Raw genomic sequence first — 25,755 nt, 5'->3', positions numbered from 1 at the left:
TAAATAGTGTACCCTTATAAAGGTAAAAAAAACGGAAGTTACTATACTCAAAAGCAATTAAATGAAATCGGTTAAATGGGTTGAAAAACCATTATAAAAAGAATATTATTGAGGTAGATATGCCTTTGTTAAAACTTCATGACAATTTCTATTGTGTTTTTTTACAACTATTCGTGAAAAAAATCACATTTTCAACGAACAAGTGGCAGACTACTAAATATTCAAGCGAAATAATCGCAAAATATGTGCAGAAGGTGGCAGGGAACAGTATGAGAAAAACAAAAATTGTTGTTCTAGGTGCAGGTTACGGCGGATTAATGACAGTTACTCGGCTTCAAAAAGCATTAGGGCAAGAGGAAGCAGATATCGTTCTTGTAAACAAGAATGATTACCACTATGAAACAACTTGGCTGCATGAAGCATCTGCAGGCACGCTTCACCATGATCGTGTTCGTTATGACATTAACAATGTCATCAACCGCAGCAAGGTAGAATTCATTCGTGCGGAAGTACAGGACATTAAAACGGATGAAAAGAAAGTTATTTTAAACACTGGCGAAATTGAATATGACTACTTAGTATTTGCGCTAGGCGGCGAATCAGAAACATTTGGCATTCAAGGTCTAAAAGAATATGCTTTTACAATTTCCAACGTAAACGCAGCTCGCCAAATCCGTGAGCATATTGATTATCAATTTGCTACATATGCAACAGAGTTAGAAAAGCAAGAAGAGCGCTTAACAATCGTTGTTGGCGGTGCGGGTTTCACAGGCATCGAGTTTCTTGGTGAGCTTGTTAACCGTGTGCCTGAGCTTTGCCGCGAATACGACATTGATTATGCAAAAGTACGTATTTACTGCGTAGAAGCCGCACCAATGGTTCTTCCTGGATTCGATCCTGAGCTTGTTCAGTACGCTGTAGCTCAGCTTGAGAAAAAAGGTGTTGAGTTCAAAATTGGTACAGCGATTAAAGAAGCTACAGAAGATGGCATTAAAGTGGCTAAAGGCGACGACATTGAAGAAATCAAAGCAGGCACAGTTATCTGGGCAGCAGGGGTTCGTGGAAACAGTATTATTGAAAAAGCAGGAATTGACAACATGCGCGCTCGCGTAAAAGTAAATCCTGACCTGCGTGCTCCAGGCCATGATAATATTTTCGTTATCGGTGATTCTTCTCTCGTTATTAATGAAGAAATCAATCGTCCATATCCTCCAACAGCTCAAATTGCTATGCAGCAAGGAGAAGTTTGTGCTCGCAATATCGTGAAACTTGTTCGCGGCAGCGAGGGAGAGTTAGAAACGTTCAAGCCAGATATTAAAGGAACTGTTTGTTCTTTAGGTGATGACGATGCGATTGGTGTGGTCTTCGGCAAAAAACTAACAGGTACAAAAGCTTCCTTTATGAAGAAAATGATCGACAACCGTGCTTTACTTATGATCGGCGGTCCATCACTTGTACTTAAAAAAGGTAAATTTAACTTTATTTAAGGATATAGCGAGAGAGGTCAGCTTTTAGCTGGCCTCTCATGCTGTTGATAAACATCCGCTTTATTTGTTGTTTCCTTACCGTGGTGCTCTTGGCCCTCTGGTAGTTACTCCAATCCTCGTGAGGTACTGCGATTCGAAAGCCAAATGTTTTCAACTAGCTTGCAATATGGACAATAGACTTTGCCTGCACTCTAAAGCCAGCTTGTAGCTGGTTTTTATTTTGCTTCCACTTGCTGTTTGCCTTTGCAGCTCGGACACGTCTCTGAACCGCCTAATAAAAGTTGAAAATAGCCTTGGCCTCCACAATAACTACATGGCTTTGTTTTTGTTTGAACAGACATAAAACGCCTCCTAGTTAATAGAATTTTCAGATAATATATCATGTTCCTCCTAGCCAATCAATCTCCTTTTTCGCTTAAACTCATATCAAAGGAAGAACAGCTTTAACGTGCCGGGGACTGCCCTAGCTCGTATGGTTGACGTTTTAGGTAGAATTGAGTACACTATTCAATAGTGATTTAGGGGGGAAACAGAAATGCATGTAGCCGTTTTACTTGTTTCGGTTTTGCTGTTTTTCGTGCTTTTTTTTGGCATCGGATTTTTGCTGAATATGCTGCTTCGAATGACTTGGATTATGGCGATTCTTTATCCGCTGGTAACGATTGCAATTGTGGATGGAATCAGCACATTTGACTATATTTTTAATGCAAGTGAAGCATTTAATACGTTAGGAACGAGAGCAGTTTCTTTGAAGCTGCCAGATATTATTATTCTAGCAAGTGGTTTTATCGGTGCGCTGACATCTGGTGTCACGATGAGAGTCTTGCGTCAAAAAGGATACCAAATGTTTTAACGGCCGATTGAGCGGCCGTTTTTTATTTTTCAAACATAAGTATTTTATGATCAAATAGGGCCATATTATGATTCAATAATGCAGTTTCTCATCCAGAATTGATTTTTTATTCGTCAAACTTCCTTTTTCAAGAAAGAGAGAATCGAGTTTAAGAGATTCAAACGCCTCCGGATGAACCATTTTTGCTAGCTTCTCTAAGCCAATGAGGAGGCGTGGCGATGGCCGGCAGAAAAATTTCTCCTCCATTACAGCTATGCGCTGCTCTTTCACGGCTGTAAGTTCTCCCCATCCCGGCCGCTTCAATACAATAGCCGGATTGATCTTTTCAGTTTGAACTCCTACCCAAGAAAGCAAAATAAAGTCCGGATTTCTCTTTTTTACGTCTTCCCAATCAGTTTGGAAATTAGCTGTGTCATGATCGGCAAATACATTATAAGCGCCAGCCAGCTCGCTCATTTCTGTTAGCCAATTCACTTTCCCAGGGGTGAAAATAGGTTTGGGCCACCATTCCCAATAAAGGGAAGGGCGTTTCTCAACCGTCGAAGCGAGCGAGTGAAATTGCGCCAGCTGTGTCCGATAACGCTCGGCACCCAGTTTTCCTTGTTCTGAAACGCCGCATGCTATTCCTATTTCTTCAATTGATTCTCCAATATCCGCTAGTGACTGCGGGTTAGTGACAATATGCGGAATACCTCGGGCTTGCAATTTTTCTACATTTTTCTCCATGCCTGGAACACTTAATGAGGCAACGACTAAATCCGGCTGCAGAGCTTCCACTTTCTCCATATCAATATCAAGATCAGGACCGAGCCGAGGCAAGTGACAAACGTCAGCTGGCCAGTCAGAGTAATCATCCACACCGATAAGCTGAGAAGTTAAACCGAGAAATTCTATTACCTCTGTATTACTTGGACAAATAGAAATAAGTCTCATTAAAACGCCTCCTTTTCTTCAATAGTAACAGATTCTCTCGTGTGAAAGAGCTGTTTAAAGATTCTTCTATTTCCGTTTATTCAACCGCCATCGTGGAAAAGGGGAATTAAGTTTAGTATCCAACAGTGATGGATCATATCACAAGTCTATTATTGGATTGAGAGACGCATACTTAAGCTGAAAGATGAATAAATCGAAAAGGGTGTGGCAAATGAAGGTAGCTGAATTAGTTGTGAAGTGCCTTGAAAATGAAGGAGTTGACTATATTTTTGGTGTGCCAGGGGAAGAAAATTTGGATATCATGGATGCACTTCTTGATTCAAGTATTGAATTTATTGTTACGAGGCATGAGGCAAGTGCAGCATTTATGGCTGGTACGTATGGAAGACTTACAGGCAAGCCGGGTGTCTGTTTGTCGACATTGGGGCCAGGAGCTACGAACCTATTGACCGGTGTGGCCAACGCCAATATGGATCATTGCCCATTGGTAGCGATAACCGGACAGGCAGGCCTGGATCGCCAGCATAAAGAGTCCCATCAATATTATAATTTAGTTTCTGTATACAAGCCTGTTACGAAGTGGAACACCCAAATCAAGACAGGAGAAATCGTGCCAGAGGTTGTCCGGAAAGCATTTAGAGTCGCTACTCAAGAAAAATCAGGGGCAACCCATATTGATCTTCCAGAAGATATTGCTGGCATGGAGGTAGACGAAGCACCGTTAAATCTAATGGACCATACTTTATCAGAAGCGAGTGAACGGGTTATTAGCGAAGCCGTTAATTTGATAGAACAAGCAGAGCATCCGCTTATTCTAGCTGGAAATGGAATTGCAAGAGGAAATGCTGCAGCCAGCTTACGTACGTTCGTTGAAAAAACATCTATTCCAGTCGTTCATACCTTTATGGGGAAAGGCGCCTTGCCTTGGAACAACGATCTTAGCCTGTTAACAGCAGGCATGGCGGGGAAGGATTACATTACATGTGGATTTACAAAAGCGGATTTAATCATCGCTATAGGATTTGATATGGCTGAATATCCTCCAGAAAATTGGAACCCCGATGGAGCTGTGCCTATTTTGCATATCGACACACAGGAAGCAGAAACGGACGCTTGTTATCCTGTGAAATTAAATGTGCTTGGGAATATCGATGAGAATTTAAAAGAACTAAGCTCTGCTCTATCATTAATAGAAAGAAATAATGACTGGGTTTTAGAAGTTCGTCAGGAGGCACTGGCTGAATTAGAAGAATATAAAGACAGCCAAGCTTTCCCTGTAAAACCACAAAAAATTCTTTCGGATGTGCGGTCAGCTTTAGGTGAAGAAGATATTCTAATTTCTGATGTTGGCGCCCATAAAATGTGGATAGCGCGAATGTATCATACGTATGAGCCAAATACATGTTTAATCTCAAATGGATTAGCCTCCATGGGAGTGTCTGTTCCTGGAGCGATCGCTGCTAAGATGGTCTATCCGGATCGTAATGTGGTGGCGATATGCGGGGATGGCTCGCTCCAAATGTCCAGTGCTGAACTGGAAACGGCTAAGAGATTAAATTTGCCGATTGTTATTTTGCTTTGGAGAGATGGTGGATACGGGTTAATAGAGTGGAAGCAGCTTAAAAAATTCAAACGATCATCGAACATTAAGTTCGGAAATCCTGACTTTATCCAGCTGGCCAAGTCATACGGGTTTGAAGCAATCGAAATAAAAAAAGCTGAACAGCTGAAGCCGGCTATTGAAGAGGCAATTTCCCTAAAAAAGCCTGTATTGATCGACTGTCCGGTAGATTACAGTGAGAATATGAAGCTAACTGAAAAACTAGGCGATCTGCTTTGCTAGCATGGATCATGCTGATGCACTAAACAGAGGGAATTTCCACTATTCCAACTCCAATTAGGGAAGACATTCGTTCCTTCAAAATCTTTCCTGTATAATGGAAATGGAGGTGGAAGGATGTTCAGTGTAAAAAAACAATCTTTTTATGATCAGAAAGAAGAAGTTCTACTTATCGGCCTTTATGACCGTCCTCTCAAGTTTGAAGGAGAGCTCGCTAAGCTGGATGAGGCAATGGATGGACAACTAACTGAACTTGTGAAAGAAGGGGACATTTCTGCCAAGCTAGGTGAAACGGCTGTCATTCCTGTGCTAGGGAGAATTCCCGTTAAAAGGCTTCTTTTCGTCGGGCTCGGCAAAGAAAAGGAAGCAGATTTTCATGAACTCAAAGAAGCGATCGGTACAGCCGTACAGAAAATGAACAAAATAAAGCTCAGTTCTGCAGCAGTTGCCCTCGATAGCTTTGTATGTGAAGCGATTGAGTATAACGAGGCTGCACAGGCTTTTAGTGAAGCGTACGGTCTTGCTTCCTATCAGTTTAAAGGGTACAAGCAGCCTTCTAATGAGCCAGAGCAATGGATTGAACAAATTACAGTGTACACCGAAGCAGACTTAGAAGAGGCGAAAGCTGCTCTTCATGTTGGTTACGTGCTTAGTCAGGGAACGAATTCTGCCCGGACATTGGCAAATACACCAGCGAATCTAATGACTGCAGCTGACTTAGCAGAACACGCGAAGCAATTAGCTGACAAGTATGGTTTTGAAGTTGAAATTCTTGAGAAGGAAGACATGGAGAAGCTTGGCATGGGGGCCTTGTTAGCTGTTAATAAAGGTTCCGTAGCGCCTCCTAAAATGATTACGTTAAAATATCAGCCAAGGGAAGAGTGGGAAGATGTCCTTGGTTTTGTTGGAAAAGGAATTACTTTTGATACTGGCGGCTATTCTCTCAAGCCGAAGGACGGCCTTGTCGGCATGAAAATAGACATGGGCGGTGCGGCTGCTGTATTGGGAGCGATGGAGATTATAGGTGAATTGAAGCCGGATCAAAATATAGTGGCCGTTATTCCGTCGACAGACAATATGATTAATGGTGAGGCATTGAAACCAGATGATGTCATTACGTCTATGAGCGGCAAAACAATTGAGGTGCTCAATACAGATGCAGAAGGGCGTCTTGTGCTCGCGGACGCTATGACGTACGCTAAGCATCATAAAGCGGATTACCTAGTAGATGTAGCCACTTTGACAGGAGGAGTGATCGTAGCGCTTGGAACAGACAAAACAGGTGCTATTACAAATAATGAGAAGTTCTTGGAAGAAGTAGTCGAAGCATCTAAAGAAGCAGGAGAATTTGTTTGGCAGCTGCCGCTTACAGAAAAAGATAAAAAACGGATTCGCAACAGTAAAATTGCAGATTTAAATAATTCTCCCGGACGTGAAGGCCATGCTATTATGGGAGGCGGCTTTATTGGTGAATTTGCAGAAGAGACACCATGGGTTCATTTGGATATTGCCGGCACGGCCGATACAAACAAAGCAGGAGCTTTAGGTCCCGCTGGAGCTACAGGCGTAATGGCACGTACACTTGCCTTGTTAGCCATGAGAACAACAGAGGAATGATGATCATAAGAGAGATGCCAAAAGGAGAAGGGTGTGCATCTCTCTTTGTCTAGTTTAAAAACAATTTAATGTTTCTGATTCCCTTTTTAGACTATAATAAGAAAAAAAGAAAATGGAGAAGTGAGAGACGATGACTAGCATTTCGAAAGTGTCTGCTTATTTACAGGAGCATGCGAAAGAACTAGCTCGTGACATTGTACATACGGTTGTTCCGAAATTTGAAACACACGTACCTGAGCAGGAAGTTGAGGCCGCCATTCTCGTATATACAGACTTCATCGCCATGTTAGGAGAAGCCATTTTATCTAAGAAAGGAAAGGTGCCGGAAGGACTGCTTGAGTGGAGCCAAAAGAACGGGGAACGAACAGCTGCTCATGGAGAGAAAATTTCTATTATTGTGGCTCGGTATCCCTATACCCGGATTGTCTTTGTAGAAAAACTGACGAATGCTTCCTTAAAGTTCGGTTTATCGACTGAGGAAGTGATATTTATTAATACTCAGCTGAATTACATGCTGGATATCAGTATGAATGAAACCGTTCTTGCTTTCGAAAGAGTGACAGATGCGATTATTAAGAAAGCGCGCACAGAAATCATGGATTTATCGGCACCCGTTGTTCCCCTGCGTGATGGTCTCGCTGTATTGCCGCTTGTTGGTTCTATAGATGAAGAGAGAGTTCAATATTTGATAGAAAAGGCTATTCCTAAAATGGCTGAAATGCGATTAAGATGTTTGATTGTAGACTTTTCAGGTATCCTTCAAGTCGATGCCATGGTCGAGAAGCATTTATTAGATGTTTATCACATTCTTGGTTTGCTTGGCATTAAAGCTATTGCGACAGGGATTCGTCCGGATCTGGCTCAGAAATTGGTGAATATTGGCTCCGATCTTTCTTCTATCAAGACCTATGCAACCGTTAGGCAGGCAATGGAACAGATCAAATAAGCATAGTCATTTTTTAAAACCTTCAATTGTTTGAAGGTTTTTTCTTTTTGAAAATCCATTGACATCAATCCCAAAAGTTTGTTATCTTACATTTTAGTTCACTACCATTTTAGTATAGTAAAGTGAAAGGGGCATTTTAGATGAATGCGGTTGTAATAGCTGTTCTTGTTATGCTCCTCCTCAGTCTATTTCGTGTAAATGTTGTATTTTCATTGATTACGGGTGCGCTGATCGGGGGAGTCGTCGGGGGCTTAGGAATAGAAGGGACGGTCAGTGCTTTTACTGAAGGAGTTGGCGGCGGAGCGAATGTAGCACTTAGTTATGCAGCGCTTGGCGGTTTTGCGGTAGCTCTTTCTAGTACGGGTCTTCCGAAGGCGCTTGTAGAATTTGTATTAAAACGGATAGGAAAGAAAGAAGAGGCACGGAAGAAGAAATTACCTAAAGCGCTTATTATCTTTTTTATTTTGCTAGTATCTATTTCTTCTCAAAACTTAATCCCGATTCATATTGCTTTTATCCCAATATTGATTCCGCCACTATTGCAAATTTTAAATGAAATGAAAATAGATCGGCGCTTGATTGCTTCTGTTATTACTTTTGGGCTAGTCACACCATACATGCTATTGCCTGTTGGTTTTGGTCAAATTTTTCATCAAATCATTACATCTAATATCGTAGAAAGCGGATTAAAGGTAGAGATGGATGATGTGTCAAAAGCGATGATGTATCCTGCAATTGGTATGATTACCGGTTTATTCATTGCCGTTTTCTTTTCTTATCGAAAGCCGAGAGAATATGAAGAGAGAGCGGTAATGGCTGTAGAAGAAGAGTCAGAGGGATATTCGAAGTCAGGGATTGTTATAGCAATAATTGCTATTATTGCCGCCCTTGCTGCCCAGCTTTGGACTGATTCCATGGTATTTGGTGCATTAGGAGGCATCACTGTCTTATATGTAACAAAAGTGTTGCGCTGGAACGAAGCAGACAGTCTGCTTACGGATGGAATGAGAATGATGGCATTCATCGGTTTCGTTATGATCGCTGCTTCTGGCTTTGCGAAAGTAATGAGTGCCACTGGAGACGTTGAACGACTCGTAGAACAAGCAGCGGGTATTATCGGAGGCAATCAGGCATTTGGTGCGTTATTAATGCTGATTGTCGGCTTACTGGTAACAATGGGGATTGGCTCATCCTTCTCAACTGTCCCAATTATTGCGACCATCTTCGTACCGCTCTCTCTTGAACTTGGTTTCAGTCCAATGGCTACCATTGTTCTTGTTGGAACAGCCGGCGCACTAGGAGATGCAGGTTCGCCCGCATCAGATAGTACGCTCGGACCGACAGCTGGTTTAAATGTAGATGGACAGCATAATCATATTTGGGATACATGTGTCCCAACGTTCCTGCATTATAATCTGCCTGTTATCTTATTTGGCTGGATCGCTGCGATGATTTTATAGAAATAGTCTCTCATATAAGAAAAAGGGATGGCCGAAGCAGCCCATCCCTTTTTCTTTCTTCTCGCATAAAACATAGTAGGCAGAGAAAAAGGAGGCTTTTTAACAATGTATAGAAATCAACGGTTTCTTCCTTTTGTTGGCGGTCCGTTTGTTGGAGGACTGCTAGGTGGGTTGGTTGGTGGAGCGATTGCGCGCCCGTTTTTCGGATATCGTCCTTTTTATCCACCATATCCTCCTTTCGGACCCTTTGGCCCTTACGGTTTCTATTAAGAAAAGAATAAAAGAAGGACCTCCGCTGTATGCTCGGGGTCCTTTTATTTTTTACAGATAGACGCTGATAAAAGGAAGATTAAAACGCTTCAGACGTACGGGCCAACTCTTTTTCAGCTGTTCCTTTCATTGCTCGTTCTTCTGCGTCTAAGCGATCGATCTCTTCCTGAGAAAGCTTTGTAATTTTAAAACCAGTGAAACCATAAAGAATCGCCATTAATGGGCTAATCAGGCATAATAAAGCATACGGCGCGTATTGAAAGGTTGAAACGCCGAGGGTAGCCGTCATAAAGGCTCCACATGTATTCCAAGGAACGAGCGGTGATGTCATTGTACCGGCATCTTCCAGTGTCCGTGACAGGTTCTTTGGATGAAGCCGGCGCTTTCTATAGGCTTTAATATACATCCGTCCGGGCAGAAGAATAGATAAGTATTGATCACATGCAATAACATTGGCGGTAATGCACGTAATAACAGTAGTCGTAATTAAGCTTCCTGTCGACTTGGCCAGTTTCAGCAAATTGTTGACGAGAGCCTCAAGCACGCCGCTTACTTCGAGGATCCCCCCGAAGCTCATAGCAATCATAACGAGAGAAACAGTATACATCATGGCTTCTGTACCGCCGTTATTTAATAAGTTATCCAGTACTTCATTGCCTGTATCCATTTCGAAACCATACACCATAATCGCTAATATTTCTCCAATAGCTACCCCTTGGACGGTAATGGCGACAATTCCTCCTAAAATCGAGCCAATGACGAGACCGGGAAGAGCCGGCGTTTTCATAGCAATCAGCGTTAGCACCACAACAGGAACGAGTAAAAGCCATGGGCTAATGATAAAGATGTCACTTAACTTGCTTTGAAGGGCAGTAATTTCATCAATTCCAGCCCCTTTCCCTTTAAAAGAAAGGCCCATAAAGAAATAAATAACAACAGAAATCACTAAGGCTGGGATGGTCGTATACAGCATGTGACGAATATGGTCAAATAACTCCACACCGGTAATTCCAGGTGACATGTTCGTTGTTTCGGAAAGAGGTGAAATTTTATCGCCAAAGTAACAGCCGGAAATAACTGCACCAGCTACCATCGCCAAGTTAACACCAAGGCCTGCTCCAATTCCCATTATCGCGATGCCAATAGTGCCAGCTGCTGTCCAAGCATTTCCTGAGGCAATGGCAACTATGCTGCAAATAACAGCGGCAGCCGGGAGGAAATAAGCAGGGGATAAAATGTCCAGTCCGTAGTAAATCATCGTCGGCACAATTCCACCGGCAAGCCAAGTCCCGATGATCGTTCCGATGACCATTAAAATAAGAAGGGCCTGCATCGCCAATGTTACTGCGTTAATGATCCCTTTTTCAATTTCTCGCCACGTATGGCCGAGATAGATGGCTATAATTGCTGCCACTACCGCGCTTAACAAAAGGGGAATATGGGCATCTGCCTCAAAGACAAAAATACCGGTAAATAAGAATGTGACCATCGCAATGATTGGAATTAAAGCGACGGCAAGTGATGGAGTTTTAATTTTTTTCACTATCATCCCTCTTTTTTATTATTTTTTATATAATAGATTGCAAGAACCATACCAAAAGATAGAATTATCTGAAAAGTGTTGGGTTTATGCGAAAAAAAGTAACTTTATGCTTCAAAGCATAAGAATAAAAAATTATTTTTATGTTTTATTGCATAAAATATTTAATTTTGCATAAAAGAGGTTTTTAATCTTAAAAGAAGAATGTAGTATAGTGAATCGTTATTCACTTTTTAGGAAGAAAGAGAGGAAGAATCAAGTGAAAGACACACACAATTTATCACACACATTAGGCATGGAATTTGTGGAAATCAGCGAAGGAAAAGTAGTCATGACGATGCCAGTCGATGAACGAACTCGTCAGCCACTCGGCTATTTGCACGGCGGTGCTTCTGTTGCTTTAGCAGAAACAGCAGCGAGTGTCGGAACAGCTTATTTAATTGATCAGGAAACACAAATATGTTTTGGGCTTGAAATTAATGCGAATCATATTAAGGCTAAAAGGGAAGGGATTGTTACGGCTACAGCACAAGCTGTACATCGCGGCCGAACGACAATGGTATGGCAAATTGAGATTCGAGATGAGCAGGAGGAGCTTATTTGTCTTTCACGCTGTACAGTAGCTGTCATGCCAAAGAAAGCGTAGACGTTTCTAAAAAACAAAAACAGGGAAAAAGAAGGGTAATTCAATGAGCAGGAGGAAATAAAATATGCCATGGACTAACCAGGATTACCCTGATTCAATGAAAAATCTGCCCGATAAAGTACGGGAGAAAGCGATTGAAATTGCCAATGCCCTTCTAGAAGAAGAGTATGAAGAAGGGAAAGCCATTGCCATCGCGATTGATCGTGCCCGCAGCTCGGTCGGCAAAGGGCATGGAAACGATGAGGAACGCCCAGTCTATCATTTGCAGCCAAAAGAGAGCGGCGAAGGCTGGCAGCTTGTGAAAAAGGAAACCACGCACAGCATTTTAGCAGATCAAACAAAAGAAGGGCTTTCAGATAAGGCGAAAGAGTATGTAAAAGAGCGCGATGGCATTCTTGTTGTTCATCATGCGGATGGGAGTGAAGAAACACGTCTCTATGAGAATTAAGCTTCCAAAGACCACTTTATAAAAAATCTGTGAATGGTAAATGTTATTTTTAATAGTTGATTGTAGTGGAAGGCAGGGACTCCGGTGGAAAAAGCACCCGCCTGCAGCGAAAATCAATAAAGAAAAAGAAAACAGCCAGTGTTTTTCCACTGGCTGTTTTCTTTTTCTTTTGATTACTTTTTATTTTTCAAATCATCGCGTACGCTCTTATCCCACAGCTTAACACCGGCATTATAGGCCGCACGGCTAATTAAGTGTCCACCGACTGGAGCGGTAATAAAGATAAACGCAATTCCGAGCAAAACGCGCGAGCTGAAGTGCCCCTCGATTAAGTAGAAATATAAAAAGCAAGCGAGCAAGATCGACATCACTCCAAGTGTGGCACTTTTAGAGGCTGCATGGTTGCGGGTATATACGTCAGGAAGCCGAATAACCCCAAAGGCAGCCGCCAAAGTAAGAAAGACGCCGAATAACAGAAAGAGAATGATCACAAGCTCAACGATCACGGTCATTTTCAATGATCTCTCCTTTCTCAAGGAACTTAGAGAAAGCAGTCGTACCGATGAAGGACAAAATGCCAAGCAATAAAATAACATCTAAAAACGCATTCGTTTTAAATAGCATAGAGAGAATGGCGATCATGGCGATCAAGTTGATGCCAATCGCATCTAAAGCGACAATCCGGTCAGGGATGGTAGGCCCTTTAATAAGCCGATAGATGAAGCCGAGCATCGCTAAGGTAATTAAAATAAGTGACAGTTTCATAACTGTTACTAACATCAGCGGCTCACCTCCATAATCGCTTTTTCAAATGATTCTTTTATGCCGTTGATCGCATCCTGTACATCAGGTACGTCGATCGCATGGACGTATAAGATCTTTTGATCATCCGATACATCGATGACTAATGTGCCGGGAGTTAATGTAATTAAATTAGCAAGCAAGGTGATTTCCCAGTCTGATTCCAGCTCAGTCGGCAAAGCAAAAATTCCTGGCTGGATATCAAGTTTTGGTTTTAAGATCACTTTTAATACGTCGATGTTTGCCATAATCAACTCTTTAAAAAAGAGAAGAGTTAAGTAAATGATGGCAAACACACGGCGCACGTACAGTTCTGTTTTAAAGAACCGGCGCATGCCGTAAATTAAAATCAAGCCAATTAAGTATCCGATAATAAAGGTTTTGCTGTTAAAGGATACTTGTAGAAACATCCATAGAAACGCCAAAAAGAAATTAAGTAAAATTTGAAAAGCCATAAGACATTACTCCTTTAACACTGCATCAATATAGATTGCCGGATGTACGAGTGCATCAGTGGCTTGAGAAATAATCGGGTACATCAATTCAGCTCCTACACCGTAAAATGCCGATGCAAGCACGAGAATGGCTCCTGGCACCCATAAAGACATCACAGGCTGATTTTCTTCACCCGGATAGTCTTTTGGCGCTCTCCAAAACCCATTCATGAAGATCTTAATAACAGAATAAAGAACGACCAGACTGGATAAGAGAACAACTAAGGAACCTACATATTCTCCTTCCGCCAGTCCTCCGCGTACGATTAACAGCTTTCCAACAAATCCGCTGAGCGGCGGAATACCGGCAAGTGCGAAAGAAGCAACGAGAAACGTCCAGCCAAGCAGTGGGTATTTCTTCATCAACCCGCCCATTTTTCGTAAATCACTTGTCCCAGTAATTTTAATCATGACTCCAATTAATAAGAATAGGGCCGCTTTCACAATCATATCATGAATCGTGTAAAAGACAGTTCCTTTATAAGTTTCTTCAGTAGCAACAGAAATCCCGAATACGAGCACGCCGACTGCAATAATAATGTTGTAAATCACAATCTTTTTTACGTCCCAGTAAGCGATAGCGCCGATACAGCCGACGATGATTGTAATAATGGCTAGGATTCCGAGTAGCTCATGTGTAAAAGCCTGATCATGATAGAAGAACAGGGAATAGCTGCGTAAAATGGAGTATACCCCCACTTTTGTAAGCAAGGAACCGAATAAAGCGAGTATCGGTACTGGCGGTGCATAATAGGAACCTGGAAGCCAAAAGTAAAGCGGGAAGATGGCCCCTTTTAATCCAAATACGATTAGGAATAACACCGCGATCACAGTCAGGATCGGCAAATGGCCAATTTCGGCGATACGCTGAGAAATATCTGCCATGTTCAAAGAGCCAACGACAGAGTACAACATAGCGACAGCAATAACGAAAAGAGCAGACGAAATAACATTCACTAAAATATATTTAATAGATTCACGCAACTGGATTTTTGTGCCGCCAATCACAATCAATACATAAGAAGACATGAGCATGACTTCAAAAAAGACGAACAAGTTGAAAATATCACCTGTCGTAAAAGCTCCGTTTACGCCAACCAATAAAAATTGAACGACGGGATAGTAATAAAATCGTTCACGCGCCGTACCGATCGAGCGGATGGAATATAGAATTACACACAGTGTAATCAGAGAAGACGTTGTCACGAGCAGGGCAGATAAGGTATCGGAAACAAGTGTAATCCCAAATGGCGCGTCCCAACTACCAACGTTGACTGTTTGAATTCCATTCTTTTTAACGGTAAGCAATAAAATAATAGAAGCAGTTAATGTACCAATAGCAGAAATGACCGAAAGTATTCTCTGAGCTTTAAGTGATTTAGCTAAAAAAATCAACAAAGCAGCAGTTAGGAGAGGAATAAGCAGCGGCAAAACTAACAAGTTAATCATTTGCTTCATTACCTCTCATTTCATCCATATTATCGGTACCAAGCTCCTGATAGGCTCTATAGGCCAAAACGAGGAACAAGGCTGTAACCCCAAAGCTGATAACGATGGCTGTTAAGATCAACGCCTGTGGCAGTGGATCTACATAAGAGGCTGCCTTTTCACCGAGAAGAGGAGCAGCGCCTCTTTTTAATCCGCCCATTGTAATAATTAACAAATGGGCGCCATGGCTTAACAGCCCGGTGCCGATAATGATGCGCAGCAAGCTTTTAGAAAGCATTAAGTAGACTGAGCTGGCAAAGAGAGCACCGATTACGATTGACATTAAAATTTCCATTATTCACTCTCTCCTATCGTTTGAATAATGGTCATGGTCACACCAATGACAACTAAGTAAACCCCTAAATCAAATAGCATAGCAGTATGGAGAGAAGTTTCTCCGAAAAGCGGCAAATAAACATCGCCAAACACATGGGTGAAAAAAGGAACATTAAAAATAAGCGAACCGGCTGCTGTGCCGATGGCAAATAGCAAACCAATGCCGATTAAGATTTTATAATCAATCGGAAAACCTTTCGCTACTGTCTTAATATCAAAGGCGAGAAGAAGAAGGACGATCGCCCCCGACGTCATTAACCCGCCAACAAACCCGCCGCCGGGATGGTAATGCCCAGCGAAGAATAGGTGGATAGCAAAGAGAATAATGATGAAAAACACAACTTTGCTCGTTGTTTGTAAAATCACATCATTAGTTTTCATCGGCTTCTTCTCCTTTCTTCGCTAACCGCAGCTTAATGAGGCCAAAAATTCCAAGGCCGGCGATTGCTAGTACGCTGATCTCGAACAATGTATCGAATCCACGGAAATCAACAAGGATAACGTTGACCATATTTTTACCTGCGGCTTCTTTATATGTGTTAGCGATATAGTAATTAGCGATCGAGTCAAACATTTTATTGCTATGAGAGGAGATGGACATTAACGTGATAACAGCCCCAACTCCAACAGAAATAATAACATTACCGAGTTTAAAGCCCATGCGTTCCTCGTGGCGGTTAAGCTTCGGTAAATGATAAAAACAAAGCAAGAATAAAGCGACAGATACTGTTTCAATGACTAATTGCGTTAGGGCTAGGTCTGGTGCCCGGAAAATAACGAAGAAGAGGGACACCGTGTAGCCAACTGCTCCTAAGGCAATGATGGAAGTTAACCGAGATTTAGCAAACAAAATAGTAAAGATACCGGCAGCAATAATGATCACCAATACAATCTCATACACACCGATAGGAGCTAAGTTGCTCTTATCAAGCGTCAAAGCATTTTGCGTCCACATTGTGAATCCAAGGATACCGATAAAGAAAACGAAAATGTAAACGAGATAGGTACGGATAAAGCCGTTCATATACGCTTTCGTGAGTGTATACGAACCACGCTCAGCTGCATATAAGCTCGTATCATACAGGGCATTTAGTGTTACTTTTCCAGGAAACAGTGTATATAGCTTAATCCATTTGCTTAACGTTACGTACATTAAGATACCGACAGCCACAACGCCAATCGTCATCATGAGTTCAGGTGTAACCCCATGCCAGTGAGAAATATGGACCGGCAGCTGTTCACCAGGCGCGACTAACGAAGGAACGATAGCAGCAGCGGCTGGTTGAATGAGAGTATAGGATAATAAATTTGGAAACAGCCCGAACAAGATAACGAGTGCAGCGAGGATGATGGGTGAGATCAGCATGCCAATAGGCGCCTCGTGCGGCTTTTTTTCGAGTTTCTCCGGCTGATATTTCCCGGAAAATGTCTTAAATACAAACATCATGCTGTAAATGAACGTAAAGATACTGCCGACCCAAGCGAGTACAGGAAATAACAGTCCCCATGTTCGCAAATTGAGAATATCTAAGTCAAGAAGCTGAATCATGCCGGTAAAAAACATTTCTTTACTTAGAAACCCATTAAATGGAGGAAGACCTGCCATGGAGAAGGCTCCAATCACAGCGATTGTGAAGGTAATCGGCATAAAGCTGAGCAACCCGCCTAGCTTCCGGATATCCCGTGTACCGGTTTCATGATCGACAATGCCCACAACCATGAACAAACTGCCTTTAAATGTAGCATGATTGATTAAATGGAAGACGGCAGCAACAATCGCCGCAATGTAAATGTTGTCATTTAATGAATCAAAGTGTAAAGCGGCAGCTCCAGCGCCTAAAAGTGACATAATTAACCCGAGCTGGCTAACGGTAGAAAAAGCAAGAATTCCTTTTAAGTCTGTTTGCTTGACTGCATTAAATGAGCCCCAGAACATGGTGAAAATACCAATCGCACCAACAATCCAAAACCAGTAGCTTGAAAAAGCAAAAATAGGGCTTAAACGAGCAACTAAGTAAATTCCGGCTTTGACCATGGTGGCAGAGTGCAAATAGGCACTAACAGGAGTAGGCGCTTCCATCGCATCAGGAAGCCATATGTAAAATGGAAACTGAGCTGATTTTGTAAAGGCTCCCAATAGAATGAGGATCAGCGCAAACAAGAAGAGCGGATGGCCATTTAATTCACCGGCTTGCGAGACGAGTTCGCGTATGCTAAAGGTATCACCCATGATAGAAAGCAATAAAATACCCCCAAGCATGGAAAGGCCGCCGAATACAGTTAAGAGCATCGATTTAAGCGCTCCATAACGAGAACGTTCGCGGTCATACCAGTAAGCAATCAATAGGAAAGAAGAAATAGATGTCAGTTCCCAAAACATATATAACGTAATGAGGTTATCTGACAGCACAACACCAAGCATGGCGCCCATAAATAACAATAAATAAACGTAAAAATTGTGAAGACTTTCCTTTTCCTTTGATAAATAAAAGATGGAATAAAGCACGACGAGTGAGCCAATCCCTGTAATGAGTAAAGCAAATAATAGGCCTAATCCATCTACATAGGCAGTAAAGCGGATACCCAATGATGGAATCCAATCAAATGATTTTTCCACTGCTTGATTATGACGAGTAACTGGAAGAAACCCGATAAAATAAGTGAAAAGCAAAATTGGCAAGATCAGAACAAACCAGCCTGTATGTATGCTTCGCAGTCCTTTATAAAAGAAAGGAACTAAAATAGCCATTAAAAAAGGAGAAAAGATGGCCAAATGCAGTAAAGACAAAAAAATCCCCCCCTCATAAATTAAATCTGTAAATGTGTATAAAAGAAGGACAAATGTTTGCAGGCAACCATTCCTTTTTCAAGCTAAGCCGACCGTTGCTTGCGCAAATTTTGACCTCCTAGTGCATTATAACGTAAAAAATTACTTCATGCATTGTCTAAAAGGGAAACTTGCTGAAAAGTCGGTCAATAATAATAAATATGTAGGAACGTGGCATAATGGCTTATTAAAAAATTTTTTATCATACTTCTTGCCCGTAACTTTCTTGCCAAAAAATGTTTGTCGCTTCCAAAAATTATTAAAAAAGAACTTGTCTTTGTTTGCTGGCTCTTGCATAATAAAATGGATTGAACGGAACAGGAGCGTATATTGTTTATGAAGAATACTTATCTAACTGGTTATTTACCTCTTATAGCTATTTTATTATTTAGTTTGTCGTTCGCTTTATTTGTCCAAGAACTTATTATCTCGTTATTTAAGAAAGTAGGTTTGTATAATGAAATGCTAGAGCTGTTCACAGAGACAGAAGTCAATTTAGTGATCACTCTTTCATTAATGATTCTCTTCTTCTTTATACTTGCTGGCTTAAAAGTGATCGCTAATACGGTAAACGAGCTGTCTCTTTTGTTTTTTTCCAAAGACACTGAAGGGGAGCTGCTAAAAGCTGTTCGTAACGGCTCTATCATCTTTTTTGTCGGTGGGCTGCTTTCCTTAATTAGCTTCTCTTCAATAATTGGGATTTTGGCTATCTTTCTATTAACAGCAGCTGGCTATCTCGTTTTTTTCGTGTACAAAACAAGTCCAGCGCTTTCTATAGCTAATTTAATAGGAATTATTACTTTCCAAATTGTCTCATGGTCAGCTTTAGGAGTTGCACTTGCATTACTCGGAATGAAAGTCTACAACGGATTGCTCGGCAGCTTGCCGCTTTAAAAACCGCTTTGGCGGTTTTTTTTGTGGGTAATATCAAAAAGTGAGACAAAAATAGTGGGGAAGCGTGAAGAAAAAAGTGGGAGCGATGGACAACGGCGAATGAGAACAAAGAAAAGGCCGCCGCTGAATAAAGGGAAAATAGCTTTTTTAAGAAAATAAAAAACAGCTGCAGGATCCAAGCCCTGCAGCTGTTTTCATTTGTTAGTGTTAGCGCATAATGTTACGCCAGATTAATTGATTTGGTGCGTAGCTTTCTAAGTAACGTATGCTCTCTGGCAAGTCCTTTCCTACCCAGACACTTGCCGTGTACTGATCTGTTAGGCCAGAGAACCAAAGGTCTTTTGTGCTGTTTGTGGTCCCAGTTTTACCACCAGAATACGCTTTGCCAGGGTTAGCCTTTTTAGCGGTCCCGTTTTGGATAACACCTGCTAATAGAGCACGCATTTTATAAGTCGTTGCTTTCGACCAGACTGTCTGCGGCTCATCTTTCCACTCATAAAGTAAGTTGCCTTGGCGGTCTGTTACCTTTTGGATCGCATGAGGCTTTTTGAATGTGCCATCAATAAAAGAGGTATAGGCTCCTGCCATTTCGAGCGTCGTCATGCCATGTTTAAAACCGCCAAGTGCTTTGCCGTATGAATTTCGATCTTCCTCAGTCATTCTTTCAAAATCAAACTTTTCTAAATAAGAATAGGCTTTCTCATTCCCTGTTTTTACGAACAAACGCAAAGCGGCTGTGTTATATGAATTGGCTAAAGCTGTTTTTAATGTAACCATTCCATACTCTTTTCCACTGTAGTTTTTTGGACACCAACTGCCAACGCAATATTTGTCCGCGCTGACTAGGCTATCAATGCTAGCCTGGGTAGTATCAATGTATGGCGCATAATCAAGTAGTGGCTTAATGGTCGAACCAGGCTGCCGGAATCCTTGAAAGCTTCGGTTAAATTGCGTGCGGTCGAAGTTTCTTCCACCGACAAGAGCCACGATATTTCGGGAATTATTTTGAATAACAGCCGCTGATGCCTGTACGGATGAGCCGCTAAGTACAGAGTTAACGGCATTTTCAGCTTTTTGCTGTAAAGCAGGATCTAAAGAGGTGTAAACAATAATGCCTGATGATCGTACTTTTTCAACGCGATCCTTCAGCTTATGCTCAATCACTGCTTTTTCATCGCCTTTAGCATTTTTTAACTGTTGATCAAAGCCTTCTGTTTTAGCAACTAATTGTGTTAATTCGTCCTCTACATAAGTTGAATAGCTGGCATATTTATCGATTCGATCCCTCACTTGGAGTTTGATGGGTTCCTTTTTGATTGCTTCTGCTTCGGATGCTGTGATGAATTCTTCCCGCTTCATCATGTCAATTAATCGTTCCTGGCGCTTTTTTGTATTGTTGAAATGCTGGATCGGATCATATAGTGATGGGTTGTTCGGAATAGCCGCAATAAAAGCAAGCTGTGCTTTTGTTAGTTCATTCACGTGTTTCTGGAAATAAAACTGCGAAGCAGCTTCTACACCATATACTTGATGATTAAAATAAATAGCATTTAGATAAAGGTTTAAAATTTCGTCTTTATTCAGCCTTTTCTCAAGCTCATAGGCATACAATATTTCTGAAACTTTCCGGACAAGCGTCCGATCATGATTCAAATATACGTTACGAGCAAGCTGCTGTGTGATCGTACTTGCCCCCTGTTCAATTCCATCGGCTTTAGCATTCACGAGCATGGCGCGCATAACAGCTGCCGCATTAATGCCGGAGTGTTCATAAAAGTGCTTATCCTCAGACTGCAAAAATAACTCTTTTAAAAAAGGAGGAATATTTTTACCGTCTGCTATAATCCGGTAAGGCTGATGAATCTCCAAATAAGGGTTGCCATCTTTATCAACAATCGTACTTGCCTGGGAAAGATGGACGTCTTTAATGACAATCTTGTCATCGACTACTTCATCAAAGCTCCTAACTTTATGTGCTTCTGCGTTTGCAACGTAAAATAAAAACACAGCTACCGGGAGGAGTAAAACTATTAACATATAACCAAAAACTGTCCTCATTCCGTAAACCGCCTTCTTCATTCTAATTTGTTATTCTTGTGGAAAAACAAGTAAAAAAATAATCCTTTCATCATCATAATCGAAAGCTGGCAATTTAGAAAGAGGCTATCAAGAGAAAAATAGGAAAATACGAGAAGCTTTGGTGGTTGGGTAAAAAAATAGATACATTAAAAAGAAGGTTAAGAAAGTGTCTCTATCGGAATTTGCCAGCAAGACTCCAATTTAGAAATTTTCTCTTTTTATTCATTTATTATGTTGATTTTATGTTTTTCTTGCAGGAATTTTCACAATGACGGGAAAGTAAGTAAATAGGTCTTGTATATTTTTTAAAAGGCAGCGGGGTTTTTAGAATGAGAAACAAGCTGTTATATACATCATGATCAGCTAAGGATTATAATAGAATAAATCAAGGACAGCTTATTTTGGTTAAAGGAGGAGGTTTCTGTGAGTAAGAGAATCTTTTTCATTGATTTTGAGTTTTCTATGCCGGATGCTAAGTTAACAGCACGAGGATTTTATCCTGAAATTATTGAAGCGGGTATAGTGGTTGCTGAGGGAGAGAATATCGTTCACACTTTTTCTTCCTATGTGAAGCCTTCTGCCTTTCCAAAGTTAACTGAAAGATGTAAGCGTTTTTTAAAGATAGAGCAAAAACAAGTAGATGAAGGATTAGCTTTTCCGGAACTAGTCTGTTTATTCGCGGAACTAAGCCAGAAAGAGAACCAAACGGTTGTTACCTGGGGCAATATGGATATGAAGGTGTTGAGAAGGAACTGTGAAGAGGCTGGACTGGCATTTCCGCTCAAAGGCCAATTTATTGATTTATCGATGGAGTATAAAACCTTCTTCGGTGATCGTAACCAGACAGGGCTGTGGAAAGCGGTGCAGGAGTATGGGAAAGAAGGAACGGGCAAACATCATCGGGCTCTTGATGATGCTCTGACTACTTATCATATTTATAACCTCGTTGAGAAAGACAAAGAATATATGAAAAAATCAAAGCCGCCGACGATCGGCGACCTCGTTGACTTTTCTAAGTTACTTAATCGCATGGCCTAAGACCATGACAAATTGTACATGAGTTCGTACTCTCTTTTAATTGCTTGCAGCGCTTCAAGGCTTTTTCTAGAGAAGTCACTTTCTTCTTGTTCCAATCTGTGTTGAAGTGCGGCAACCGCTTCTTTTAGAGACTCATTATAATCAGGAATGCTTCCCTCATAATGCTTGACAGTTGCTGCTGGAATGTTAGCTCTTTCTGTGTAGGCAAGCGCTTTTCTCTCGTGAAAAAATGGTACATCCACCTGTTTAGGATGATGAAGATCTCCTTGAGCGGGGTGACGCAGCACGGCTAATATTTTCACTGTGTAGCCGTCCGGATGAACGCCGCTAACTTCCCCGATATACTTTCCTGTTTTATAAAAAGCTGTCACGATTTCTCCCGTTTTAATCACAATCTTCTACCTCCTCTGCTCTCTCCACTTTACCAGAATCAATCTGTGAAAGAAATATTAGGTGCCAGCAGGTGATTTTTTTTTATCAATCAGTTAAAGTAGAAAAGGCAGAGGTGAGAGGATGTATCGTTTATTTTGCATTCTATTCGTAACAGCCCTCTTCTTGCTTACTGGCTGTGGTAAAGAGTCGGAGCCTAAGAAAGAGTTGCCAGAATTATCAAAGCCAGCAGCAGAGAAAGGGAAAGAACAGGAAGGAGATAGGAAAATGAACTATCCACAATTTACAACAGAAGTAGCAGAGAATGAGCAGCTTGTTGAAATGAAAACAAGTAAAGGAACAATTAAAATTAAATTGTTCCCTGAGCAGGCGCCCAAAACGGTTGAAAATTTCGTCACTCATAGTAAAAACGGCTATTATGATGGCTTGATTTTCCACCGGGTTATTCCTGATTTTATGATTCAGGGAGGAGACCCGAAAGGAACAGGAACGGGCGGAGAAAGCATCTACGGCCAATCTTTTGAAGATGAATTTTCTCAGCAATTGTTTAACTTCCGCGGAGCGCTCTCTATGGCGAACGCTGGACCTAATACGAATGGCAGCCAATTTTTCATCGTGCAAAACAGCAAGATGGATCCTGGTTTTAAAGAACAGATGGAAAAAGCAGGATACCCTCAAGATGTTACGGATTTCTACATGAAAAACGGAGGTACTCCTTGGCTTGATTTCCGTCATACGGTGTTTGGACAAGTAATAGAAGGTATGGATGTAGTGGACGCCATTGCTAGTGTGCCAACGGGTGCACAGGACAAGCCGAAAGAAGACGTCATCATTGAAAAGATTACTGTAATCGAATAAATAAGGCGCTAGAAGCCTGAACGTGCAAGACGAATTGATGAAGATCAATTCGTCTTGTTTTTTGTGGATAGTTGGTTTGGGAAAGAGAACTTGATATAATAGAAGAAGGCACTTGATTGAAGAATTTGCTGTTTAGGCAGCGAAAGGAGACGGAATCGTGCTGCAATCATTTATAATGGGGATGTTTTTTTTGTATTTCCCTGAAGATAAGACAGAGTATATTCCCGCCGTTATTTCAATGGGCATTTTCACGGCAGCTGCTGTAGCTGTCTTTATGTACTTTAGAAAAATCTCTAAACGAGAGGAAGAGAAAGTCAATAAAAAGTACAGCGACATGAAAAAATAACAAACGGCTGCGCTGTATTTTTCAGATTGGCTAATTTGTGTTATAGTGTACAAGAATAAAAGAAAGAATTCTGCTTTAGGCAGGAGAGGTTCGCGAACTCCCTCTATAAAAAACTATGAGAGAAGCCTGTCTACGTCTAGACGGTTTTTTTCTATTGCCTAAAATAAAGGTATTTTAGAGTCACAGTTCTTGAATCTCTTTCTTCTTTTAGAGAAAAGGTTCTGTTAAAGGTAGAGATTGTTTTTTCAATAGTTGATTGCAACGGAAAGCGTCCGCCTGTATTGTAAATCAATCGCCCAATATAACAGCGCCAAATGAAAAGAAGGAAGGAAGATAAAGGATGAGCAAAGAAAAAGCAGTAGTTGTCTTTAGTGGAGGTCAGGACAGTACAACTTGTTTGTTTTGGGCTAAAGAGCGTTTTGACGAAGTGATTGCTGTCACGTTTGATTATGGACAGCGCCATCGCCTAGAGCTGGAATGTGCAGCTGACATTGCTAAAGATTTAAATATACCGCATCACATTTTAGATATGTCATTATTGAACCAACTTGCTCCTAATGCGCTGACACGGACAGATATAGACATTACAGAAAAAGACGGCGAGCCGCCTTCTACGTTTGTAGAAGGGCGCAACTTATTGTTCTTATCTTTTGCTGCGGTGCTTGCCAAGCAATACGATGCCCGCCATATTATAACGGGTGTGTGTGAAACTGACTTTAGCGGCTATCCCGATTGCCGTGACGTCTTCATTAAATCATTGAATGTAACGTTAAACTTATCCATGGATTATTCATTCGTCATTCATACTCCGCTTATGTGGCTAGATAAAGCAGAAACATGGGAGTTAGCCGATGAGCTTGGTGCGTTTGATTATGTAAGGGAACGTACACTAACTTGCTATAATGGCATAAAGGGGAGCGGCTGCGGGGAGTGTCCAGCATGCAAGCTTCGTCAAAATGGATTAAATAAATATGTAGCGAAAAGGGAGGCGGGATCAAAATGATACAGCAAATTTATCCGGTACCTATGCACTCTTACCGCTATGAATTAAATAAGGATTTTCAGTTTGCTGCGGCTCATTATGTGCCTCATGAAGCAGCTGGGGCCTGCCGCCGCCTGCATGGCCATACGTACTTTGCGAATGTGACCGTTGTCGGCAATGATCTAAATGAGTCCGGCTTTTTAGTAAACTTTCAGGATATAAAAAACTTAATCCATAAACGTTTTGATCATACTATTTTAAATGAAGATTCCCTATTTAATGAAATGGATCCTAATGATTTTCCGACAACAGAAGTAGTGGCACGGAAATTTTGGGAAGTGATCCAGGAATCGCTCAATAAATTGCCGAATAAGCCGTTGTGCATTCAGGTGTTTTTGAGAGAAACACCGACGAGCTACGTGGTGTTTCGGCCGCAAAAAGAGGATTTCCAATGAAAAAGATTCCGGTATTAGAAATATTCGGACCAACTGTACAAGGTGAAGGAGCCGTGATTGGGCGCAAAACGATGTTTGTCCGGACAGCCGGCTGTGATTACCGCTGTGCCTGGTGCGATTCCGCCTTTACTTGGGATGGTTCAGCAAAAGAGCGAATTCAATTGTTAACAGCCGAAGAAATTTGGGAAGAGCTGATCAAAATAGGCGGGGACACATTTGACCATGTTACAATTTCTGGTGGCAATCCGGCCCTGCTTCCGCAAATAGATGATTTGCTTGCTAAGCTAATCGAAAAAGGAATTAAAACGGCACTTGAAACACAAGGAAGCCGCTGGCAGGATTGGTTTTACAAAATCGATGAATTAACCATCTCACCAAAACCGCCAAGCTCTGGAATGGAAACGGACTTTGAACAATTATCCCTCATTGTTGAACGTTTAACAAAGCAAGAAAAAGCTGTCAGCCTGAAGATCGTCATCTTTAATGATCAAGATTTGGCATTTGCTAAAAAAGTCCATCAGCTTTATCCAGATTTAACCTTCTTTCTACAAGTAGGAAATGATAAACTGCAAGAACAAAATCCGGCGAACCTGTTATCTTATCTTGTTAGCAGATATGAGTGGCTAATCAATAAAGTTATGCCTGATTCTGATTGGAAGGATGTTCGGGTTTTACCACAGCTTCACACCTTTGTGTGGGGGAACAAGCAAGGAGTATAGGATAAAAA

28 protein-coding genes and 1 riboswitch are annotated in these 25,755 nt (G+C 41.4%); of the genes, 16 read left to right on the top strand and 12 right to left on the bottom strand.

Going from position 1 to position 25,755, the window contains the following annotated elements; genetic code table 11:
* Positions 1-269 precede the first annotated feature (269 nt).
* Positions 270-1,487 (top strand): NAD(P)/FAD-dependent oxidoreductase, encoded by a 1,218-nt coding sequence (locus AC623_RS15640; RefSeq protein WP_049664016.1) that lies wholly within the window; start codon positions 270-272, stop codon positions 1,485-1,487.
* Positions 1,488-1,702: 215 nt separating this feature from the next.
* Here AC623_RS15640 and AC623_RS21810 read toward each other — a convergent pair whose 3' ends face one another.
* The gene (locus tag AC623_RS21810) at positions 1,703-1,828 is read right to left on the bottom strand and encodes a YuiA family protein (protein ID WP_197090982.1); all 126 of its coding nucleotides are present in this window, start codon (positions 1,826-1,828) and stop codon (positions 1,703-1,705) included.
* Positions 1,829-2,022: 194 nt separating this feature from the next.
* Between AC623_RS21810 and AC623_RS15635 the strand changes: the two genes are divergently transcribed.
* Positions 2,023-2,340, top strand: coding sequence for a YuiB family protein (locus tag AC623_RS15635; protein WP_049664015.1), 318 nt, complete (start codon positions 2,023-2,025; stop codon positions 2,338-2,340).
* Between the two features lie 72 nt (positions 2,341-2,412).
* Here the strand turns inward: AC623_RS15635 and AC623_RS15630 are convergent, their stop codons facing one another.
* Positions 2,413-3,273 carry a cobalamin-binding protein gene (locus AC623_RS15630; protein ID WP_049664012.1) on the bottom strand — a complete coding sequence of 287 codons (861 nt, stop codon included), beginning with the start codon at positions 3,271-3,273 and terminating at the stop codon, positions 2,413-2,415.
* 211 nt (positions 3,274-3,484) lie between these two features.
* Between AC623_RS15630 and AC623_RS15625 the strand changes: the two genes are divergently transcribed.
* The 5 genes from AC623_RS15625 to AC623_RS21805 all read left to right on the top strand — a co-directional run bounded on the left by AC623_RS15625 (position 3,485) and on the right by AC623_RS21805 (position 9,406).
* Entirely contained in the window at positions 3,485-5,116 is a 1,632-nt protein-coding gene (locus tag AC623_RS15625) for an acetolactate synthase large subunit (protein ID WP_049664010.1), read from the top strand.
* Positions 5,117-5,230: 114 nt separating this feature from the next.
* Complete coding sequence (locus tag AC623_RS15620) at positions 5,231-6,730, top strand: leucyl aminopeptidase (protein ID WP_049664006.1); 1,500 nt, start codon at positions 5,231-5,233, stop codon at positions 6,728-6,730.
* A gap of 130 nt (positions 6,731-6,860) precedes the next feature.
* Positions 6,861-7,676: an STAS domain-containing protein gene (locus AC623_RS15615; RefSeq protein WP_049664002.1), complete on the top strand. Its 816-nt coding sequence runs from the start codon at positions 6,861-6,863 to the stop codon at positions 7,674-7,676.
* Between the two features lie 140 nt (positions 7,677-7,816).
* Positions 7,817-9,136: a Na+/H+ antiporter family protein gene (locus AC623_RS15610; RefSeq protein WP_049663998.1), complete on the top strand. Its 1,320-nt coding sequence runs from the start codon at positions 7,817-7,819 to the stop codon at positions 9,134-9,136.
* 105 nt (positions 9,137-9,241) lie between these two features.
* Complete coding sequence (locus AC623_RS21805; RefSeq protein WP_197090981.1) at positions 9,242-9,406, top strand: hypothetical protein; 165 nt, start codon at positions 9,242-9,244, stop codon at positions 9,404-9,406.
* A 79-nt stretch (positions 9,407-9,485) separates the two neighbouring features.
* Here the strand turns inward: AC623_RS21805 and nhaC are convergent, their stop codons facing one another.
* Positions 9,486-10,949 carry a Na+/H+ antiporter NhaC gene (gene nhaC / locus AC623_RS15605; protein WP_442853541.1) on the bottom strand — a complete coding sequence of 488 codons (1,464 nt, stop codon included), beginning with the start codon at positions 10,947-10,949 and terminating at the stop codon, positions 9,486-9,488.
* A gap of 256 nt (positions 10,950-11,205) precedes the next feature.
* Between nhaC and AC623_RS15600 the strand changes: the two genes are divergently transcribed.
* Both AC623_RS15600 and AC623_RS15595 read left to right on the top strand, forming a co-directional pair.
* Positions 11,206-11,592 (top strand): hotdog fold thioesterase, encoded by a 387-nt coding sequence (locus tag AC623_RS15600; RefSeq protein WP_049663991.1) that lies wholly within the window; start codon positions 11,206-11,208, stop codon positions 11,590-11,592.
* 64 nt (positions 11,593-11,656) lie between these two features.
* Positions 11,657-12,040: a hypothetical protein gene (locus AC623_RS15595; RefSeq protein WP_049663989.1), complete on the top strand. Its 384-nt coding sequence runs from the start codon at positions 11,657-11,659 to the stop codon at positions 12,038-12,040.
* A 173-nt stretch (positions 12,041-12,213) separates the two neighbouring features.
* Here AC623_RS15595 and mnhG read toward each other — a convergent pair whose 3' ends face one another.
* The 7 genes from mnhG to AC623_RS15560 are packed head-to-tail and all read right to left on the bottom strand — an operon-like array spanning position 12,214 to position 17,947.
* Complete coding sequence (gene mnhG, locus AC623_RS15590) at positions 12,214-12,552, bottom strand: monovalent cation/H(+) antiporter subunit G (protein WP_049663986.1); 339 nt, start codon at positions 12,550-12,552, stop codon at positions 12,214-12,216.
* Entirely contained in the window at positions 12,536-12,805 is a 270-nt protein-coding gene (locus AC623_RS15585) for a Na(+)/H(+) antiporter subunit F1 (protein ID WP_425415042.1), read from the bottom strand. Before AC623_RS15585 ends, mnhG begins: the two co-directional genes overlap by 17 nt.
* A 14-nt stretch (positions 12,806-12,819) precedes the next feature.
* Positions 12,820-13,296 carry a Na+/H+ antiporter subunit E gene (locus AC623_RS15580; protein WP_049663979.1) on the bottom strand — a complete coding sequence of 159 codons (477 nt, stop codon included), beginning with the start codon at positions 13,294-13,296 and terminating at the stop codon, positions 12,820-12,822.
* Positions 13,297-13,302: 6 nt separating this feature from the next.
* Positions 13,303-14,784: a Na+/H+ antiporter subunit D gene (locus tag AC623_RS15575; RefSeq protein ID WP_049666702.1), complete on the bottom strand. Its 1,482-nt coding sequence runs from the start codon at positions 14,782-14,784 to the stop codon at positions 13,303-13,305.
* The gene (locus tag AC623_RS15570; protein ID WP_041094411.1) at positions 14,777-15,118 is read right to left on the bottom strand and encodes a Na(+)/H(+) antiporter subunit C; all 342 of its coding nucleotides are present in this window, start codon (positions 15,116-15,118) and stop codon (positions 14,777-14,779) included. The genes AC623_RS15575 and AC623_RS15570 overlap by 8 nt, the downstream gene beginning before the upstream one ends.
* Positions 15,118-15,540, bottom strand: a complete 423-nt coding sequence (locus AC623_RS15565) for a Na(+)/H(+) antiporter subunit B (RefSeq protein WP_049663977.1) — start codon at positions 15,538-15,540, stop codon at positions 15,118-15,120. Before AC623_RS15565 ends, AC623_RS15570 begins: the two co-directional genes overlap by 1 nt.
* Entirely contained in the window at positions 15,530-17,947 is a 2,418-nt protein-coding gene (locus tag AC623_RS15560) for a Na+/H+ antiporter subunit A (protein ID WP_049663975.1), read from the bottom strand. Before AC623_RS15560 ends, AC623_RS15565 begins: the two co-directional genes overlap by 11 nt.
* 375 nt (positions 17,948-18,322) lie before the next feature.
* Here AC623_RS15560 and AC623_RS15555 point away from each other — a divergent pair, with 375 nt between their 5' ends.
* A complete protein-coding gene (locus tag AC623_RS15555) occupies positions 18,323-18,880 on the top strand; it encodes a DUF5366 family protein (RefSeq protein WP_049663970.1) in 558 nt (185 codons plus the stop codon).
* Positions 18,881-19,087: 207 nt separating this feature from the next.
* On the opposite strand, the gene AC623_RS15550 is transcribed toward AC623_RS15555, so the two are convergent.
* On the bottom strand, positions 19,088-20,938 hold the full coding sequence (locus tag AC623_RS15550; RefSeq protein ID WP_049663968.1) for a transglycosylase domain-containing protein: 1,851 nt from the start codon (positions 20,936-20,938) through the stop codon (positions 19,088-19,090).
* A 444-nt stretch (positions 20,939-21,382) separates the two neighbouring features.
* On the opposite strand from AC623_RS15550, the gene kapD reads away from it, so the two are divergent.
* Complete coding sequence (kapD, locus tag AC623_RS15545; protein WP_269429923.1) at positions 21,383-21,997, top strand: 3'-5' exonuclease KapD; 615 nt, start codon at positions 21,383-21,385, stop codon at positions 21,995-21,997.
* Here kapD and AC623_RS15540 read toward each other — a convergent pair.
* Positions 21,994-22,386, bottom strand: a complete 393-nt coding sequence (locus AC623_RS15540) for a kinase-associated lipoprotein B (RefSeq protein WP_049666698.1) — start codon at positions 22,384-22,386, stop codon at positions 21,994-21,996. The two genes, kapD and AC623_RS15540, sit on opposite strands and share 4 nt — an antisense overlap.
* Positions 22,387-22,654: 268 nt before the next feature.
* Between AC623_RS15540 and AC623_RS15535 the strand changes: the two genes are divergently transcribed.
* The 5 genes from AC623_RS15535 (at position 22,655) to queE (ending at position 25,747) form a co-directional block, all read left to right on the top strand.
* The gene (locus AC623_RS15535) at positions 22,655-23,245 is read left to right on the top strand and encodes a peptidylprolyl isomerase (protein WP_049666696.1); all 591 of its coding nucleotides are present in this window, start codon (positions 22,655-22,657) and stop codon (positions 23,243-23,245) included.
* A gap of 157 nt (positions 23,246-23,402) precedes the next feature.
* Positions 23,403-23,591, top strand: coding sequence for a hypothetical protein (locus AC623_RS15530; protein WP_049663964.1), 189 nt, complete (start codon positions 23,403-23,405; stop codon positions 23,589-23,591).
* Between the two features lie 79 nt (positions 23,592-23,670).
* Positions 23,671-23,714: riboswitch (PreQ1 riboswitch) on the top strand.
* Positions 23,715-23,931: 217 nt separating this feature from the next.
* Positions 23,932-24,594, top strand: a complete 663-nt coding sequence (queC, locus tag AC623_RS15525) for a 7-cyano-7-deazaguanine synthase QueC (RefSeq protein WP_049663961.1) — start codon at positions 23,932-23,934, stop codon at positions 24,592-24,594.
* A complete protein-coding gene (locus AC623_RS15520) occupies positions 24,591-25,028 on the top strand; it encodes a 6-carboxytetrahydropterin synthase (protein WP_049663959.1) in 438 nt (145 codons plus the stop codon). Before queC ends, AC623_RS15520 begins: the two co-directional genes overlap by 4 nt.
* Complete coding sequence (gene queE, locus AC623_RS15515; protein WP_049663957.1) at positions 25,025-25,747, top strand: 7-carboxy-7-deazaguanine synthase QueE; 723 nt, start codon at positions 25,025-25,027, stop codon at positions 25,745-25,747. The genes AC623_RS15520 and queE overlap by 4 nt, the downstream gene beginning before the upstream one ends.
* The last annotated feature ends 8 nt before the right edge of the window (positions 25,748-25,755 follow it).

Origin of the sequence: Bacillus sp. FJAT-27231, from assembly GCF_001183975.1 — a bacterium.
GTDB classification, from domain to species: Bacteria; Bacillota; Bacilli; order Bacillales; family Domibacillaceae; genus Pseudobacillus; species Pseudobacillus wudalianchiensis.
Note: the sequence above shows the minus strand (reverse complement) of the source record. Positions and strands in the feature narration are given on the sequence as shown.